Here is a 242-nt window from a genome sequence, read left to right on the forward strand (position 1 = left end):
AATATCTTTTACTAAAAGCTCCCAGCCGGACTTGAACCGGCGACCTCTTCCTTACCATGGAAGTGCTCTACCGAGCTGAGCTATGGAAGCAAAATGGCTCCAACGGCAGGATTCGAACCTGCGACCGATCGGTTAACAGCCGATAGCTCTACCACTGAGCTACGTTGGAATAATGTAAAGTTTACCATTTGAGCTACAATGAATAAGGAAAAGTTTGCCTGGCGACGTCCTACTCTTGCGGG

2 tRNA genes are annotated in these 242 nt (G+C 48.3%); both read right to left on the reverse strand.

Features of this window, described 5'->3' with window-relative positions:
* Positions 1-16: 16 nt before the first annotated feature.
* Positions 17-90: transfer RNA gene (locus N784_RS15880), tRNA-Thr, on the reverse strand.
* 4 nt (positions 91-94) lie between these two features.
* A tRNA-Asn gene (locus N784_RS15885) sits at positions 95-169 on the reverse strand.
* Positions 170-242 lie beyond the last annotated feature (73 nt).

Source organism: Pontibacillus litoralis JSM 072002 (assembly GCF_000775615.1).
In the GTDB taxonomy this organism is placed as follows: Bacteria; Bacillota; Bacilli; order Bacillales; family BH030062; genus Pontibacillus; species Pontibacillus litoralis.